This is a genomic window from Prosthecobacter sp., from assembly GCF_044222345.1.
Lineage (GTDB): Bacteria > Verrucomicrobiota > Verrucomicrobiia > Verrucomicrobiales > Verrucomicrobiaceae > Prosthecobacter.
Window position 1 is genome coordinate 19,805 of the sequence record NZ_JBGANL010000009.1, and the last position, 16,555, is coordinate 36,359.

Sequence of the window (16,555 nt, forward strand, 5' to 3'; positions counted from 1 at the left end):
CAGGACTGCCCGCCCCCATCTTCCTCATGCGATCACATTCTCACCGCGATTTTCCTTCTGCTGAAGCGTCACAGGCCAGCCGGGGAACTGATTGTCAGGCTTGCCGTCGGCGGCGTCGATGAGGAAACGAAAGGACTCGATGAAGTAGGTCTTCTTCACCGTGTCAAAGGTGATGAAGCCGAAGCCGCTGCCTTTTTCATGCGCTTTCTCGTAGCGGTTCGCCGCCTGGCCCACCACGGGATTGCCCACGGCGTACACGTAGGCCTTGTTGCCGAGGCCGTCGAGGAACTCGCCGGTATCCGGCAGGCCATGCTTGGGCCGGTTCTCATGCGGCATCTTGAGCTCATCCGGCCGCCACCAGCGCGGATAACCGGCGGAGATGGCGGGAGTGCAGAAGGACCAGTTGCTGTCGCGCTGCTTGTCCACGCCATACTGCGTCAGCGTGGTCAGGTGCTGGTCGCCATTGATATGCAGCGCCATGGAGGGGCGCATGATTTCAACCGCCCGATTACGCGGCGTCTGCGGCCAGCCGCCGGAATCGAGATCGGCCTTCAAATAACCATCCGGCCCGCCATGATGCGTCGCCACATTCGCAAACACCGTCTGGCTCAGCACGGCCTTCAGCGTGTGCCCGCGCCAGTCCTGCGCCCATTTTTTGAGAAACTCCTCCTGGCGCTCTCCCAGCAGCACGAGGCCCGGCTTGTCGAGCTTCGAAGTGTCGAAGTTCGCATCAGGCACGTGGTCAGCGCGGCCAGCACCCGTGTCCACATGCTCCGGCCCGCTCTTCCACTGGCGGTCTGCGATGATCGCGAAGCTCACGCCGCCATAGACCATGTCGCCGTAATACACGCTGATGTCCTGCAGCACCGGCTTGGGATCATACGCATCCGGATGGTGGGCCACATTCGTCTTGTGCACCACATTGACCATGCGCGCAGGCTCGATGTAGCCGCCTTTGGAGGAGGCGCCTGAGTCTCCTACGTCCATCTTCTTGCCGCCTTCGCCCCAGATGTTGCCCTGAAAGACGTCATGGTCATCCGGCAGGCAGAGAGTGGGGGCATTGCGCATCACCTCGCGGAAGGCCCAGCCGTGTTGGTAGAATTTGCGCAGGTAGTTCAGGATGGCAGGCTCTGCGGGCGTGCGGATGATGCCAAAGCCGCCGTGGTTCTCATAGATTTGATCGCCGGAGAAGAAGACGAGATCGGGATCGAGTTTCAGCAGATTCTCCGCCACGGGCGCATAGGGGAAGCCGTAGTCGTTCTGACAAGTCAGCGCCGCCATACGCAGCGGGCGGCCTTCAGGGTTGGCCTTGATCGTGCCGGTCCACTCATGCGGCGTCTCGCTGCCGTCCGTGTGCTTCTCGCGATACACCACCTTGTAGGGAGTGGCCTGCTTCGCATCCCACTTCGGAATGCGGAACGCCGCCACCCACGCATCGGGATCCAGCTTTGCCTCGCCGAGCGATTTCCATGCGCCGCTCTTCTTCACCAGCAGCTCCACGATCTGGCTGTCCTTCGCGCCCATCGGCCCGGTCAGCGCGCTGAGCTTCATCACAAAGCCCTCGTCCGTGCGCGAATCGCTCAGCGAATACATCGACCACAGCAGCGGCCCAAACTGGTTGCCTGTTGTCACGGTGAAGGCATTGCCCTCCATGGTCCAGTTTTGAAACCGGTAGCGCCCTGCGCCAGCCGCACCAGCCTTGGCTTTGTTCTTCTTGGCACCCGCGACCGCACCAGCGGCGAAGTTGTTGGCGATCGACACATTGCCGAGGATTTCATTCGCCCCGAATGGATGCATGACTGTTCCCAACTCTGCTCCGGAATTCACGTCGTAGGCGGTCAGCACCAAAAGACTTTTGTCCGCTTCTGTTGCTCCTTTCAGCGTTACCTTCACCTGCTTCAAAACGCTGCCGTCTTTGAGTGGCGTGGTTTTTGGCCCCAGCACGAGCTGATCGCCCTGCCATCCGGCATTGATGCCTTTTTGCACGAAGCAGTTGCTGCGGTGCTCATTGATCTCGCTGCGCAGGCCGATGCGGAAGCCCGCACCGCCATCGGACTTGCCGATCTCCAGCCGCGTCAGCGTTACGCTCATCGTGAAGCCACCGTTTTGCGTTAGTTGATGCGTCAGCGCATGCACGCTGCGTCCGCCGCCCATGCTCAGGCACTCCGCACCGCCTTCGCTCACGTGCCAGTCCTCCATGGGGTTGGCCCAGAACTCCCCGCCGAGAAACACGCGGTCATGCGTTTTGGACCAGGCATCCCCTAAGGCTGCGGGCTTGGACGGTGCGGCAGTGGCACTGTCACGGGCACCAAGGCCCATGAGGGTTCCTGCCGTCATGAGCTTCAGTCCAGTGCGTCGGGAGATATTTCGTTTCATGAGTGTGATGCAACGATGACGAGGGGCCGTACCCATCAGCGAATTTCGACTTTATCAGGCTGGGCAAACCCAGTAATGATCGAGTGCATGCTGAATGTGAGGGTGATCAAATGCTTCATCAGGGTCGCTCAGGAGAAAGAGCAGGTAGCTTCGCACACTCAGTCGCTGCTCAGGCGACAACAGACTGAATTTGGTTTGATCGACGACGGCCGCATGCGCCAGATGAAAAGTCATGCCCATACGATCACCACCTTGCAGATCCAGAATAAGAAAAGCGGGCAGATGAAATCTCATTCCTTCCGCGTCGAAGAAACTCAGGCTGCTGTGGCAGCAGTTGAGGTCTTCGGCGCTGATGCGCCTCCAGTCATCCTTTTCATCCTTTTCTCGATAGGCAGCACAGGTCACCTCATCTGCATAATCATCCAGACCTTGGGCCTGAAACAGGCCGACACCCGAGCCGAGTGTCACTCCAAGAAAGGCTGCTTCAATGAGCGCGCATAGCTTCAGCGCCTCTTTGCCACGTTCCATCTGCTGCACCGCCAGCCTGATCGTTTCGGCGTCATAGCCTCGCGACTTCATTTCTGCGATCTCATCAGCCGTCGGGTAATTCATTGGCCACAAGCAACGTCGGCGAATGTCTGAGTCATCAGCGAATTTCGCCCTTTTTGCTTCAACTCCCTTCCGGGGCCTCTGCGGCGATGCGGCGGTAAATTTCCTTGGCCGCCTTATAAGCCCGCTTCGCCTCGTCCCGCTCCGCTGGCGCGATGTTCTTCTCCCGCACGCGCCAGAGCTGCTCGATGCAGGCGAGGCACCACTGCGCGCTGCGGCGTGAGGCGCGGATGGGTTTGTCTGCCACGATGACGTTCACCGGGTTGGTATGCATCTGTGGAAACTGCCGCACCGCCACCCAGCTGCTGCGGGGGATGTCCACGCTGAAGCTGATCTCATGCACCTGATCATCCGCAGGCACTTCGCGTGTGGCCACGGCCAGCCCATTCACGACCAGCTCCACCTTGCGCTTACCGCCTGCGTAAGGCTGCGCGGCAGTCGCGTCGTGATAGTTCACGGTGTCGCCAGTCAGGCGCGCACCCGCCACGGGCACCGCGCCGCCATAGGCAATTTCGAGCGGTGTCTCGGTGCTGAACGCGGCCTTCACGCGCACCTCCACACGGCCCGGCTGAGCGAGGCGCACTTCGTCTCCCGCAGACTGGCCTGCAACCGTGAAATCGAGCGCGTGCGCGTAGCCGTCGCTCACATAGCTGCGGCCCTGAGCAAGGCCCTCGCACCACGTTTTGAAATCAATGCGCTGCACCTTGCCCAGCTTCACATACGTGCGGCCCTGGCCCACGCGGGTGCCGCTCATGCAGGGGAAGTCCGTTTCGCCAGCGGCCTTGAGCGGAAAGCCGCAGTTCATGAGGTGGTACCAGGTGTTCCACTCCAGCAGGCGTGCGGTGTCCATCGCGCTGATGAAATCACACACGCCATGCGCGGTGGTGACGAAGATTTCGTGACCGCCGGCGTCTGGGATCGCCACATTCGGCAGCAGATCCAGCACACGCTCATGGCTGCTGGTGAGTTCGGCTTCGTTGAGTCCGCCATCGTGGTCGGCATCGATTTTATCAAACGTCTCCGGCAGCAGCGCGATCTGCGCTTCGGCAGCCGTGAGCCGTGCATCCTTGGTGGCGTCATAGAGATCGAGCAGGCGCTTCGCCGCTGTGGCGGAGTTTACCTGCATGCCGCTGCCGGAATGCGGATAGCCGGTGAAGCCGCCCTGCTGCTTGGTCCAGCGCAGCGCGGGGAGGGTCCAGGAGGGCCAGCCTTTGATGCCGTCTGCGCCGGGATACACCAGTTCGCGCAAATTGAGCAGGCACACATGGCCGAGCGCCGCGGAGCCAAAGCCACTCACCTCCATGTCATATTTCATCTGCGTCAGCGGCTCGCTGAGGAGATCGACCTGCGGGCCGAAGAACTGGCGCTGATAGTCAAAGCAGTAGCCCCAGGCGAGCACGCAGCCGATGTTCAGCCCTTCGCCTTTCACCTGCTGAAACATGTGCTCCGGCCGCATGCCTTCGGAGGGCGAGGTGTAGTGCGCGCAACCAGCGGCGTGGATGTGATGATCGCCGCTGTAATAACCAAAGTCCGCCGCATGGATCCAGCGCGCAAGCTTCACGGGAAGCGTGGTCTGCTTCGCCGCCGGGATCATCACCTTGGCCTTCACTGTGCGGTATTCCGGGCCGCGTGAGGCCTCCATCGTGAACTCGCCCGGTGGCAGCAGGACGCTGCCGCCGCTGGGGCGGTACAGGTGTTTTTGGAAAAAGAAATCCGGCGCAAGTCGGCGTGCCTGCGGTGGAAAGACATGGCCTTGGGCATCCGTGAAAGTCAGCCGCGCCGTGGTGGCCTGCCCGTCGAAGTCCTGGATGTCGAGCTTCACCGTCACTGCCGATGAGACCTGAAACAGGACCGGGACCTCCGCGCGGAAGCCAAGATCCTGCGTTCCCTGGCCGATGTCGAACACGAGCGAGGCCTCGCGTTTGCCCGCCTCGCCCGAATAGATGAGTGCGATGGCGTACTCCACCTCCAGCCCGCTGAGATTCGCGGTCATCGGTGCAGAGTCGTGCATGCTCACTTCCAGAAAGCGGTCTGCGCCCTGGGTGTTCTCATTTTCGCGCAGATGCGTCTGCTGCTCGCGCTCCATCGTCAGCTTGGCCACGCCTGCGTAGGAAGGCCCGGCCTGCGGACTGCTGATGTGCAGAGCCGACACGCTGGCAGCGTGATTGATCACCTTGATCAGCAGCGGCGTGTAGCCCGCTTGCTGCAAATGCGCGGCGGCCGGCCCGCGCTGCGCTTTCACGCGGGATTCGGGATTGATGTCCACCATGCAGAGCACCTGCGGATCCAGCACGGACTGCACGCCTGCACCATCACGTGCGGTGATGGCGGTCTGCAATTTTCTACGCAGCTCGTCCGTGAGCGGCCTGCCTAGAAAATCCAGCGCCTGCATGATGCGCTGCGCGTTCGCCGCCAGCGGCTGGCCTTCGGCTTCGACCACAGGCAGCGGCTCTGCGCAGGCTGCGAAGGAGAGCGTCGCGAAAAGTGCGCAGATTTTGTTCATGACTTCTATACGGCACGAACGGACGTATCTTGGATCACGGACTGAACTGCACCGGTGTGCTGACCATGGCATCTCGTTCATCGCTAACGCTGATGTACCAGGTGTTGGCGCCGGCAGGCGGTTTAGGCGCTGTGATGGTACCGCCCTTGATCGTAGCGGGTACCGTCTTCCATTCACGTTTGGAGCGCAGGCCGGTGTCCGTGGTATAATTCAGCTCCGCCTTTTTCAGCAGCACCTTGCTCTCACATGCGACAGTGACGTGATCGCCAGAGACCACCGGAGCAGATGGATTGGGCAGGGCATCACCGCCGCGGCATTTCGAATCGATAAACAGGCCGATCTCCTGCGGTGCCCAGCCCGGGGGGTGGCCGTGCGGCATCTTGATCTGGATGCGGATGTGCTTCTCGCCGGGCACGGCGTTGTAGCTCTTCATGTAGCTGTCGAGCACGTAGTGGACATCGTTCGTGCCGTTCACAAAAAGGATGGGCACATGGCAGCGTGGCAGCAGGCTGCCGGGATCGTATTCTTTCACCCACAGCGCGCGGTGCTCGGCGTCCAGCTTGTCGATGCTGGGCTTCTGCACGGACTCGCCCTCATGCAGGAAGCCGCAGCCATAGACGGGCACGGCGGCTTTGAATCGGTCATCCAGCGAAGCGACGAGGCAGGTGGTGTAGCCGCCCCAGCTAATGCCGGTGACGGCCGTGTGCTCCGCATCCACCTCCGGGAAGCTGCGCAGCAGTGAGTGCGCGCGCATCACGCTGGCGGCGGCGTGAAAGGGCCAGTCATCGCTGGTGTCTGGAGTGAGCACGCAGTCGAATTTTTCGGGATGACCGTGCTGGGGGCCCGCATTCGGCAGGCGCGTGCGCACGCCGCGATGTCCGTTGCCGATGGCCATGCCGGTCTTGGGATCAAACTCGACCTCAGGCGGGCGCGAGCCGTTCAAATCCATCGCAATAGCGGCGTAACCGCGCTTCGCCCAGAGATGAACCCAGTCGGCAAAGGCCGTGCCGCCACCGCCGTGAATGAGCACCACGCCGGGGAATTTGGTGCCGGGTTTCACCTTTTCTCCCAGCGTGATCGGCGAAGCGTAGAAGGCAAAGACGTCCGTGTCGTGCCCCTGGTACTTTTCACCCGCATAGGTCAGCGAGTGAATGGGCTGGTCCTGCCGCACCCATTTCATGGCGGGCACATTGTTCTTGAGGGCATCCAGATCCCACGGACCGACTTTTTCGGCGTGGAGGGAGGTGGCGAGACAAAGGGCGGCGGTAAAAAGAGAAAACCTCATGGCGGGAGATCAAACGCTCCCGCGAGGACGATTCAGCATCTTTTTCTCCAAACAAAACCGCCGCAGCGAGCGACTCCCGGCACTCACTACGGCGGTATATTTGGCTCAATGAGAGATGGACAGCTCTCAGTTGGCCTTCTTAGGACGGCCAAGCACGTCATCCTTCGTCGTGAGGGCGACGGCGACGACCTGGTCGATAAGCTCCTGCTTGATCTTGAGATCCTTCAAGGTGTTCACGAGGTTTTCAGCGATGGCGTTGAAATGCACCTCGGTGAGGCCCATGCCCTCGTGGGCTTTGCGCATGTCCTTGCCGGTCCATGGCAGCGGACCACCGAAGGCAGCGCTGAGGAATTCCTTCTGCTTACGGCGCTGCTTGTCCATGCTCACGTCATCAAAGAAATGCTTCACGCGGTCATCGGCCAGCACTTTGACATAAAAGGCGTCAATGGCGGCATCCATGGCGGGTTTGCCACCCAGCTTTTGGTACAAGCTGTCCTCGCGGGCCTTCAGCCATTTGGTTTTGCAGGCTTCTTTGGCGAAGGACCATTTCCGGCCTTCATATTCGGCGGTGATGGCAGGATCGACCGGCTTGCCGCTGATCGGACAGACGGTGTTCGTGGCGGCTTCAGTGGCGACGGCGGCTGGATCGACCGCGAGCGCGGCGGCGTTGACCAGCAGGGTCATGACAGCAGTGATGGTGACGATGGATGATAAGATGAGTTTCATGGTTTGGTTGGGCCATTTAATAAGTTGCATCGCCGATACATCAATGCACCGATCCTGCGCAGAGATGCGCGTTTATTGCGCGCCCCAGACCAAGCCAATTCCTGCGCACAAGGAAGCACAAATCGAGAAGCGACAGGTGCGTTAAATGTTGCATGGTAAATGCATGTTTGAAACCAAACCTGACATCGCAGGCCGCGCCGAAATCGAAATCTTGGTGAACACCTTCTATGACCGCATCCGTGCTGATGAGGTGCTGGGCTTCATCTTCACCGACGTCGCGCAGACCAACTGGACCACGCATCTGCCGAAGATGTATGCCTTCTGGGAGACGGTGCTTTTCCGCACCGGCGGCTTCACCGGCAATCCCATCGCCGCGCATGCAAAGCTCGTCCCGCAGACGCCCATGGGCCGTGCTCAGTTTGACCACTGGCTGCAGCTCTTCCGCGGCACGGTGGACGATCTCTATGCCGGAGAGCGCGCCGAGCACATCAAAAACTGTGCCGCAGACATGGCGAATGTGATCTATTCGCGCATCAACCAGGTGCCTGACCCCCGTTTCGATCCCGCCAATCTCACTCCTGAACAACGTGCGCGCTATGCGCAGTACAAATCTCAAGCCCAGCCCGCAGCACCATGATAAAAAACACGCATCTCATCCTTCCCGCACTCGCCGCCGTTTTGCTCACCCAATGCGGCGACCGCGAGCTGAGTCCCAACGAAAAGCAGTCCCAGCAAACCTTCATCAAGGAGACGGCGACGTATGCCCCGGCCACACCCGATGCGGTGCGGGATCCCTTGAAACAAACTGACAAGCCGCTCTCCGGCAGCGAAGAGGCCGTGCTCACCGATGCGCCGCACGTCCCGCCGCCGATCACACGCGATCATCCGACGAAGGTCACAGTGAAGCTGGAGGTGCAGGAGCTCGTGAAGCGCATGGCGGATGGTGTGGACTACACCTTCTGGACTTTCGGAGGCAGTGTGCCGGGCAAGTTCATGCGCATCCGACAGAATGATGAGGTGGAGTTTCATCTCATGAACCGTCCGGACAGCAAGATGCCCCACAACATCGACCTGCATGCCGTCACCGGTCCTGGCGGCGGCGCGGCGGCCTCCTTCACCGCGCCGGGGCATGAGTCCGTCTTTTCGTTCAAGGCGCTGATTCCGGGGTTGTATGTCTATCACTGCGCCACCGCGCCAGTGGGCATGCACATCGCAAACGGCATGTATGGACTCCTCCTGGTCGAGCCCATCGGCGGCCTGCCGAAAGTGGACCGCGAGTACTACGTCATGCAGTCCGAGTTCTACACCAAGGGGCCGTACGGTGAGGCGGGCCTGCAGCCCTTCAGCATGGAAAAGGCGCTGGCCGAAAATGCGGACTACGTCGTCTTCAACGGCTCCGTCGGCGCCCTTGCCGGGGATAATGCGATGCCTGCGAAGGTCGGCGAGAAAGTGCGCATGTTCGTGGGCAATGCCGGCCCCAACCTCACGTCTTCGTTCCATGTCATCGGCGAAATCTTCGACACCGTTTATCTTGAAGGCGGTGCCCTGCCCGCGCAGCACAACGTGCAGACCACGATGATCCCGGCAGGCGGATCGGCCATCGTGGAGTTCGGCCTTGATGTGCCCGGCACTTACATCCTCGTCGATCATTCCATCTTCCGTGCGTTCAACAAAGGCGCGATCGGCATGCTCAAGGTCGCTGGCGAGGAAAACAAGGTGGTGTATTCCGGCAAGCAGGATGACCGCATCTACCGGCTGGAAGGCGGAGCGATCCAGACCATCCCGCAGGCTTCCACGCAGCAGGCGCCTGCCGCGAACAAGGAGGAGCGCATCGCACGCGGCAAGATCATCTACAACTCCGTCTGCTTCGCCTGCCACCAGCCCGAAGGCCAGGGCATCCCGAAAGCCTTCCCGCCGCTCGCGAAGTCAGACTATCTCAATGCCGATCCCAAGCGTGCGATCAGCAACGTGCTGCACGGCCTGCAGGGCAAGATCACCGTCAATGGTGAGACATATGAAAGCCTCATGCCGCAGCTCGGACTCAACGACGAGCAGGTGGCCAATGCGCTCACGTATGTTTACAGTCAGTGGGGCAACAGCGGTGTCGAGGTCCTGCCTGAAACCGTGAAGGAAGTCCGCGCAACCGTTCCTGCGCCAGCGGCACCTGGAGCTCATTGATTCATGAAAATCGCACCCCCATTGCTGGCACTTGTTCTGGTGATCGGTGTCTCCCAGGCGGAGACACCCCGGCCACCGCATGGCATGGCCTTCATTCCCGGGGGTGACTACAAGCCGCTCTACGCGAAGGAGGCGAAGAGCCGCCACACCGCGCCCTTCTTCCTGGATGTCGCACAGGTGACGAACGGGGAGTTCCTCGCCTTCGTGAAAGCCCATCCCGAATGGCGACGCTCGCAGGTGAAGCGCTCTTTGGCCGATGAGAACTACCTCGCCCATTGGGCGGGTGATCTTGAACTGGGCGACAGGGTGCCTGCCAACGCACCGGTGACGCATGTTTCCTGGTTTGCCGCCCAAGCCTGCTGCGAAGCCCAAGGCAAGCGGCTGCCCACCCAGGATGAGTGGGAGTTCGCCGCGCGCGCGGATGCGACGAAGCAGGATGCAAGCATGGACCCCGCCTATCTGCGGCAGTTGCTGGAGTGGTATTCGAAGCCCGCCACCTCGGCGCTCGAGGATGTGCACACCGGGGCGCAAAACGTGTACCATCTGCGCGGCATGCATGGCCTCGTCTGGGAATGGGTTCACGATTTCAACGCCACCCTGCTCATGGGCGACTCGCGCAGCGACGGCTCACTGGAGCGGAAGCTCTTCTGCGGCGCGGGCTCCCTGCTCGCCTCCGATGTCAGCAATTACGCCGCCTTCATGCGCTATGCGCTGCGTTCCAGCCTGAAGGGCGCCTACTGCGTGGGCAGCCTCGGCTTCCGTGCCGCGCAGTCCATCGCGCCGGCCGCGGTCAGCAGTCGGACCCTCGCCTTCACCACTCCTTACGATTTGCCAGGTGAATGGCGCAACCAGGACAACAAAGCGGCCCCGCTCGCCAGCCTGCGCGGCAGGGTGCGCGTGCTCACCATGGGATTCACCCGCTGCAAGTTTGCCTGCCCGCGCATCCTGTCAGACATGCAGGCCGTCGAACGAGCGCTCGGCAAAGACGCGGAGCAGGTGGGCTTTGCCTTTCTTTCGATCGATCCACAATTCGACACTCCTGCCCAGATGACGGCCACGCTCCATGAGCACAAGATGAACCCCGTGCGCTGGACGTTTCTAACCGCACCCACAGACATTGTGCAGCAGGCTGCCGTGGCTTTAGACTTCAAATACCAGCTGGTGGATGGTTTCTTCGCCCACTCGAACCTCATCGCGGTGCTCGATGAAAACGGCAGAGTCATCCACCGTGAGGAATCACTGGGCGCCGACATCAGGCCGGTTGTCGATGCCGTGCGCAAGCTGCTGACGAAACCCTGAACCCCTTTATCCCGTGAGTTTCCCCGCCTGCAAACACAAGAAACACAAGGCCGTCGGCCCTCGCCGGGATGGCCTGCGCTGGCTCGCGTCGGAGCCGTATCGCCTGTTCTTTTTCAGTGGTGCGGTGTGGAGCATCATCGGTGTGGCGTTGTGGCCGTTGTATCATGCGCAGCAGCTTGGCTTTTATCCCAGCTTCGTTCACGCGCGCATCATGATCGAGGCCTTCGGCGCGGCCTTTGTGGTCGGATTTCTCGGCACCGCCGGGCCCCGCATGGCCACGGCACCGAAGCTCACGCCACTGGAGCTGTTCTGGCTGTTTGCGCTGCAACAGGCCTGTGGCATTTCCCACCTCACCCTGCACATGGCCTGGGGGGATATGTTTTTCATCGCGCTGCTGGGTTCGCTGCTGCTCTGCCTGATGGTCCGCGTGGTGAAGTTCCGCAAGGAGGCGCCGCCGCCGCAGCTGCTCCTCGCGCTCGCCGGTCTGATCAGCGGCATCACAGGTGCGTCGTTGCTGCTGTCGAATGCCACCCTGCTGGATCCGCAGCGCCTGCGTCTCGCGAATTTGCTGCTTTATCAGGGCCTGCTGCTGCCACCCGTGCTCGGCATCGGCGCGTTTGTCTTTCCGCGCATGCTCGGCGGAGATTTTGGCGATCCCAAAACAGCGGCGCAGAGCCGGACGAAGCTCATCCGCGCGCTCATGGCGGCTGCGCTCCTCGTGGGCAGCTTCTTTCTTGAAGCCTGCGGTCAGATCATCGCGGGCTATGCGCTGCGGGCCTTGGTTGCGGCGGGTTATTTGCTCCTGGAGGTGCGCTGGAAGACGGTGCAGAGCGGCTCACTCACCACCGGTTTGTTCTGGTCCCTGATCCTCGGCTGGCTCGGTCTGGCGCTTGCCGGGTTCTTCTACACGCAGCATGTCAGCGTGGAGCATCTGCTCTACATCGGCGGCTTTGGCATGCTGATGCTCATCGTCGGCAGCCGCGTGCTGTTCGGTCACAGCGGCGATCTCGACGGCTTCTTTGTGAAGAGCAAGTGGGTGCGCTTCCTCGTCTTTCTCGGCGTGCTGGCCGCCATCACCCGCGCCACGCCCGCCTGGGTGCCTTCCACGACCATCTCCCATCACATCTACGCCGCGGTGACCTGGGCGCTGTTGGCGCTGTTCTGGCTGCTGTGGCACCGCAGGCGCTTCGTGAAGCGGGATGAGGAGGATTAGTTAGGGCGGAGGCGAAGAGACCCCGCAAAATCAGCACAACATTCCCCACAGGCAGGAGGGATTGCCATGCCCTTCTTCCGTTAGTCTCTCGCATGAACACAGCGCTGAGCAATCCCGAGTGGTCGAAGGTGGCCTCGATGTCCTACGACGGCTTTGATGAACGCCCCTTTCTCGTGTTTTGGGAGATCACCCGCGCCTGTGCGCTGGCCTGCCGCCACTGCCGGGCCGAGGCGCAGTCCCACCGTCATCCCGATGAATTAACTCGCGAGGAATCGAGCCACCTAATCCGCCAGCTTGCGGAGTTGAATCCGCCGATGCTCATCCTCACCGGCGGTGATCCGCTCATGCGCACGGATGTTCTGGATCTGGTGCGCGAGGCCACCGCCGCCGGACTCCATGTGGGACTGAGTCCCTCGGCCACGGCGCGCTTAATGAATGCCGATTTTGCCGAGATCAAAGCCGCAGGCGTCGAGCGCATCTCGCTGAGTCTGGACGGTGCCTCACGCGAGACGCACGATTCCTTTCGCGGCGTGAAGGGCACTTTTGACCGCACCATCGCGGCGGTGCATCGCGCCCATGCGGCGGATCTCAGCGTGCAAATCAACACCACGCTCACACGCGGCAACCTGCGCGAGTACGAAGCCTTCAAGAATCTCATGTTTGAGCTGAAGCCCGCCATGTGGAGCGTCTTTCTGCTGGTGCCCACCGGCCGCGCCGGCATCTCTGATCTCCCCGATCCGCAAGACATCGAACACGTCTTTCAAGACATGGCCTCGCTTGTCGGCAAGGCACCCTTTGCCATCAAAACCACGGAGGGGCATCACTTCCGCCGCGTGCTGATCCAGAAGCACGGCGCGGGTGGCAGGCAGCGCCCCGGCATGCGTTCACCGCTCGGCATTCGTGATGGACGCGGGGTGATGTTCATCTCACACACCGGCGTCGTTTCCCCCAGCGGCTTCCTGCCCTTCGACTGTGGCAATGTGAGGAACGAGCACCCGGCGGACATCTACCGGCATCATCCCCTCTTCGTCTCCCTGCGTGACAACGATGCCCTCGGCGGCAAATGCGGCCGGTGTGAATTCCGCACCGTCTGCGGCGGCTCCCGCGCACGCGCCTATGGCGTGACGGGAGATCCCTTTGCGGAAGATCCGGCCTGTGTGTATCAGCCACGACAGGCGAGCACCGTGTTCGCTTAAAGCGCAGGCGGCGTCCAGTCGGGGATGCCACCGGACTTCTGCTGTTTTTCGTAGGCTTCGAAGTAAGGCTTCGTCGGAGACATTGGGGCAGACTCATTCACCATGAGCGGCCTTGCCTCCTTCCAGAAGGCCTCATAGGCGGTGCTCATTTTCTGCACCACCTCGGGGTAGTCGCCACTGACATCGGTCTTTTGATACGGATCAGCCTCGAGATCGTAAAGCGCGCCTTTTGTGGGCTGCGCGGCAGCTTGCTTCTTTTTCTTCGGATTACCGCCACCAGCACGCGGGCCCACGAAGCGGAAGCGCTGGTTGCGCACGCCGTAGTTGAGAAACTCCTGCGTGTTTGGTTCGACTCCCGTGGGCCAGCGGGCCACATGCGTGAAGAGGAAGCGGTCCTCCCATTTGTCGGCCTTGCCTTCGATCAGCGGCAGCAGGCTGCGGCCTTCGACCTGGTTCTTTGGCAGTTCCGCACTGGCCAGCGCGGCAAAGGTAGGAAGCAGGTCGATGTGCGCGGCGATGGTGCTGATGTCTCTCCCGGGTGTGATGTGTCCGTCCCAGCGGATGAAAAACGGCACACGCACGCCGCCTTCATCCGTGGAGCCCTTGAACCCTACCTGGTCGCCATTGAAAACAGAATACCCGGGCACGATGTCCTTGCCGGGTGCGCCAGGACCTCCACCGGTGGTGCCGTTGTCAGACATGAAGATGACGACGGTGTTTTTATACAGATCCCATTCCTTCAGCTTCTCCGCCAGGCGGCCCATGTTCTCGTCAATATTCTCGATCATGCCATAGAATCCGGCCTGATCTTTGCCAAAGCCGAGATCGGTGAAGCGTTTCGCATTCTTCTCCGGCGCGATGTACGGGCCGTGCGGTGCGTTCGTGGTGAGGTAGGTGAAAAACGGTTTGCCGCTGTCCTTCTGCTGCTTCATCCAGCCGAGCGCGGCAGTGAAAAACACATCTGTGCAAAAGCCATGCGTCTTCACAAAGCGACCGTTGTGACGGATGACGGGATCCATGTATTTATTGTCCGGCGCATCCGCACAGGAACAGGGATAAGCCTGGCCGATGCCGCCCGCGCCGTGGATGAAAGCCTCGTCAAAGCCGCGCTTGTCCGGCTGATACGCGTCTTCATCACCAAGGTGCCATTTGCCAAAGATGCCGGAGGTGTAGCCTGCTGTTTTAAGCACCTGCGGCAGGATGGTGGCGTTCAGCGTCATGCGCTCGCGCTCCAGAATGGTGTGTGTGATGCCGTTTTTGAGATCATGCCGGCCCGTCATGATGGCACTGCGGGTGGGCGAGCACGTGGGGCTGACGAGGAAGCGCGTGAAGCGCAGGCTCTTGTCATGCAGCGCATCCAGATTCGGTGTCTTCAGCCAGGGATGGCCCACACAGCCCATCTGTCCATAGCCCTGGTCATCCGTCATGATGAGAATGATGTTCGGCCTGCCGCCCGCGAGATCCGCGAAGGCATGCAGAGTCAGGACAAAAAGAAGAGTCAGGGCGAGTTTCATGATCGGAGGAGTGAGGACGAAGAGAAAGCTCGGCTCTTTCAGCGCAATGCTCTCAGGCACGGGCGTTCGCTATTTTTTGTACGGCGTGCGTTTCACCTCTTCGATGACAGGAACGTCCTTGTTCATCGCCTCATAGGCGGCCAGGAGGCGTTTCACTTCGTCAGGGTGCTGTGCGGCCACATCATGCTGCTCTCCGGGATCATTTTGCAGATCAAAGAGCTGCATCTTTGCCGCTGCGTCTCCCGTGTTGAGTCCGGGGAAGGCATCAAGGTTGTACTGCTCATAAGGTGCGAGAATGGTGACACCATCCGGCGCGCGTGGATCGAGCCACTTGCCATCCGCACCGGGCTTCAGTTTGATCTGAGTGGCGGGCAGCACGTGCAGTTTCCAGCGCGCATCACGGACATTGGCCAGCTTCGAGTTGAGATGGCCAAAGATGTATTCATGCGGCGACCTCGCTTCCGCGCTCTTAAGCACCGGCAGGAGGTTGCGGCCATCCAGCACGCGCTCATCCGGCATCTTCGCACCCGTCACCTCCAGCACGGTGGCAAACAGGTCCATCGTGATCGCCATTTGCTCTCTCACCTGCCCGGCGGGGATCTGCCCCGGCCAGCGTGCGATCATCGGCACACGGTAGCCGCCCTCCCACTGCGCCGACTTCATGCCGCGCAGTCCGCCGCTGCTGCCGCCGAACCACGGGCCGTTGTCGCTGCTGAAAAGCACGAGCGTGCTGTCATCCAGCCCCAGTTCCTTCAGCTTCGCCAGCACCTGGCCCACGCTCCAGTCCAGCTCCTCCACGGCATCACCATAGAGACCCGCACTGCTCTTCTTGTAGAACGCTTCGGACGCTGCGAGCGGCTTGTGCGGCATCGCTTCCGCAAGGTAGAGGAAGAACGGCTGGTCCTTGCTGCGCTCAATGAAGCCGAGCGCGCGCTCCGTGTAGCGCCGCGTCAGCGTGGCCTGCACCACGGGGTATTCGATGACCTGCGTGCCCTCCAGCACCTGCACCGGCCGCATGTCATTTGAGTACGGGATGCCGTAGTACTCATCGAAACCACGATCCGTAGGCAGAAAGCCTGGCTTGTGGCCGAGATGCCATTTGCCCACCATGCCCGTGGCATAACCCGATGATTTCAGCACCTGCGCCAGCGTGACCTCCTTTTCCGGCAGGTGCAGCGCATCTGCCACGGGGCCGCCATCCGGCGCGGGATTGGCCGTCATGCCGCAGCGAAATGGATAGCGTCCCGTCATCAGCGCCGACCGCGTGGGGGCGCAAAACGGCGCCGGGCAGTTGAACTGCGTGAGCCTCGCCCCCTCCGCCGCCATGCGGTCCAGATTCGGCGTCTTGATCTGCGGATGCCCATAGCAACCGAGATCGCCATAGCCAAGATCATCGGCGAGGATGATGACCACGTTCGGCTGTTTCGCCGACAAAGATGAAATCAAAAAACCAAAGGACGAAATGAGAATGAGGAGGGGATTTTTCATACGGGTGGGCGGCGGTGGATAATCCACGAACAAGGGGCGGGACTCTTTCAACTCCCTCAGCATCTCTCCGCAGGAAAGAGGCACGGTGTCCATACAGGGGTTTCTTCAGCCCACCCTTTTCATGAACAGCCCTCAAACGGTGGCGCGGCAGTGTCTTTCGTGAAATAA

Annotated in this window: 12 protein-coding genes; 5 read left to right on the plus strand and 7 right to left on the minus strand. The window is 61.1% G+C overall.

Going from position 1 to position 16,555, the window contains the following annotated elements; genetic code table 11:
• Positions 1 to 24 precede the first annotated feature (24 nt).
• The 5 genes from ACILSL_RS07165 to ACILSL_RS07185 form a co-directional block, all read right to left on the minus strand.
• A complete protein-coding gene (locus ACILSL_RS07165) occupies positions 25 to 2,376 on the minus strand; it encodes an alkaline phosphatase D family protein (RefSeq protein WP_395731319.1) in 2,352 nt (783 codons plus the stop codon).
• Positions 2,377 to 2,430: 54 nt separating this feature from the next.
• On the minus strand, positions 2,431 to 2,988 hold the full coding sequence (locus tag ACILSL_RS07170; protein ID WP_395731320.1) for a DUF6714 family protein: 558 nt from the start codon (positions 2,986 to 2,988) through the stop codon (positions 2,431 to 2,433).
• 58 nt (positions 2,989 to 3,046) lie between these two features.
• Positions 3,047 to 5,488 (minus strand): CehA/McbA family metallohydrolase, encoded by a 2,442-nt coding sequence (locus ACILSL_RS07175; protein ID WP_395731321.1) that lies wholly within the window; start codon positions 5,486 to 5,488, stop codon positions 3,047 to 3,049.
• A 34-nt stretch (positions 5,489 to 5,522) separates the two neighbouring features.
• Entirely contained in the window at positions 5,523 to 6,773 is a 1,251-nt protein-coding gene (locus ACILSL_RS07180) for an alpha/beta hydrolase family protein (RefSeq protein ID WP_395731322.1), read from the minus strand.
• Between the two features lie 126 nt (positions 6,774 to 6,899).
• Complete coding sequence (locus ACILSL_RS07185; RefSeq protein WP_395731323.1) at positions 6,900 to 7,499, minus strand: hypothetical protein; 600 nt, start codon at positions 7,497 to 7,499, stop codon at positions 6,900 to 6,902.
• Positions 7,500 to 7,662: 163 nt separating this feature from the next.
• Here ACILSL_RS07185 and ACILSL_RS07190 point away from each other — a divergent pair, with 163 nt between their 5' ends.
• The 5 genes from ACILSL_RS07190 to ACILSL_RS07210 all read left to right on the plus strand — a co-directional run bounded on the left by ACILSL_RS07190 (position 7,663) and on the right by ACILSL_RS07210 (position 13,385).
• The gene (locus tag ACILSL_RS07190; RefSeq protein WP_395731324.1) at positions 7,663 to 8,136 is read left to right on the plus strand and encodes a group III truncated hemoglobin; all 474 of its coding nucleotides are present in this window, start codon (positions 7,663 to 7,665) and stop codon (positions 8,134 to 8,136) included.
• The gene (nirK, locus tag ACILSL_RS07195; RefSeq protein ID WP_395731325.1) at positions 8,133 to 9,677 is read left to right on the plus strand and encodes a copper-containing nitrite reductase; all 1,545 of its coding nucleotides are present in this window, start codon (positions 8,133 to 8,135) and stop codon (positions 9,675 to 9,677) included. The genes ACILSL_RS07190 and nirK overlap by 4 nt, the downstream gene beginning before the upstream one ends.
• A gap of 3 nt (positions 9,678 to 9,680) precedes the next feature.
• Positions 9,681 to 10,976: an SUMF1/EgtB/PvdO family nonheme iron enzyme gene (locus ACILSL_RS07200; protein WP_395731326.1), complete on the plus strand. Its 1,296-nt coding sequence runs from the start codon at positions 9,681 to 9,683 to the stop codon at positions 10,974 to 10,976.
• Between the two features lie 13 nt (positions 10,977 to 10,989).
• Positions 10,990 to 12,189 carry an NnrS family protein gene (locus tag ACILSL_RS07205; protein ID WP_395731327.1) on the plus strand — a complete coding sequence of 400 codons (1,200 nt, stop codon included), beginning with the start codon at positions 10,990 to 10,992 and terminating at the stop codon, positions 12,187 to 12,189.
• 92 nt (positions 12,190 to 12,281) lie between these two features.
• On the plus strand, positions 12,282 to 13,385 hold the full coding sequence (locus ACILSL_RS07210) for a radical SAM protein (RefSeq protein WP_395731328.1): 1,104 nt from the start codon (positions 12,282 to 12,284) through the stop codon (positions 13,383 to 13,385).
• On the opposite strand, the gene ACILSL_RS07215 is transcribed toward ACILSL_RS07210, so the two are convergent.
• Positions 13,382 to 14,899, minus strand: a complete 1,518-nt coding sequence (locus tag ACILSL_RS07215) for an arylsulfatase (protein WP_395731329.1) — start codon at positions 14,897 to 14,899, stop codon at positions 13,382 to 13,384. The genes ACILSL_RS07210 and ACILSL_RS07215 overlap by 4 nt on opposite strands.
• A 69-nt stretch (positions 14,900 to 14,968) precedes the next feature.
• Positions 14,969 to 16,387, minus strand: a complete 1,419-nt coding sequence (locus tag ACILSL_RS07220; protein ID WP_395731330.1) for a sulfatase — start codon at positions 16,385 to 16,387, stop codon at positions 14,969 to 14,971.
• Positions 16,388 to 16,555: the final 168 nt, after the last annotated feature.

Bases quoted from the DNA above. Each gene is read 5' to 3' on its own strand.
- ACILSL_RS07165 (WP_395731319.1), bottom strand. From the start codon at position 2,376: ATGAAACGAAATATCTCCCGACGCACTGGACTGAAGCTCATGACGGCA.
- ACILSL_RS07170 (WP_395731320.1), bottom strand. From the start codon at position 2,988: ATGAATTACCCGACGGCTGATGAGATCGCAGAAATGAAGTCGCGAGGC.
- ACILSL_RS07175 (WP_395731321.1), bottom strand. From the start codon at position 5,488: ATGAACAAAATCTGCGCACTTTTCGCGACGCTCTCCTTCGCAGCCTGC.
- ACILSL_RS07180 (WP_395731322.1), bottom strand. From the start codon at position 6,773: ATGAGGTTTTCTCTTTTTACCGCCGCCCTTTGTCTCGCCACCTCCCTC.
- ACILSL_RS07185 (WP_395731323.1), bottom strand. From the start codon at position 7,499: ATGAAACTCATCTTATCATCCATCGTCACCATCACTGCTGTCATGACC.
- ACILSL_RS07190 (WP_395731324.1), top strand. From the start codon at position 7,663: ATGTTTGAAACCAAACCTGACATCGCAGGCCGCGCCGAAATCGAAATC.
- nirK (WP_395731325.1), top strand. From the start codon at position 8,133: ATGATAAAAAACACGCATCTCATCCTTCCCGCACTCGCCGCCGTTTTG.
- ACILSL_RS07200 (WP_395731326.1), top strand. From the start codon at position 9,681: ATGAAAATCGCACCCCCATTGCTGGCACTTGTTCTGGTGATCGGTGTC.
- ACILSL_RS07210 (WP_395731328.1), top strand. From the start codon at position 12,282: ATGAACACAGCGCTGAGCAATCCCGAGTGGTCGAAGGTGGCCTCGATG.
- ACILSL_RS07215 (WP_395731329.1), bottom strand. From the start codon at position 14,899: ATGAAACTCGCCCTGACTCTTCTTTTTGTCCTGACTCTGCATGCCTTC.
- ACILSL_RS07220 (WP_395731330.1), bottom strand. From the start codon at position 16,387: ATGAAAAATCCCCTCCTCATTCTCATTTCGTCCTTTGGTTTTTTGATT.